General features: G+C 40.6%; 1 rRNA gene. It reads left to right on the forward strand.

The window, feature by feature from the left end:
* Positions 1 to 118: 118 nt before the first annotated feature.
* Positions 119 to 379: ribosomal RNA gene (locus ACWIW0_RS11390) — 23S ribosomal RNA — on the forward strand; the annotation flags it as partial.

Raw genomic sequence — 379 nt, forward strand, 5'->3', positions numbered from 1 at the left:
ACAAGCTGAAAAACTGAGAGATTTTCGAAAGAAAGTCTGAGTAAAGAAATCTTAACTGAACAAAAGCAGTTAAGTCTTAGTGTCATAATGAAATACCTGAAAATACTTCAGGTTGTATAGTTAAGTGACTAAGCGTACACGGTGGATGCCTTGGCAATCAGAGGCGATGAAGGACGTGCTAATCTGCGAAAAGCTTGGATGAGTCGATAAGAGGCGTTTAATCCAAGATGTCCGAATGGGGAAACCCAGTAGATGAAGAATCTACTATTATTAAGTGAATACATAGCTTAATAAGGCAAACCGGGAGAACTGAAACATCTAAGTACCCCGAGGAAAAGAAATCAACCGAGATTCTGTAAGTAGCGGCGAGCGAAAGCGG

The organism is Ursidibacter sp. B-7004-1 (assembly GCF_053654055.1).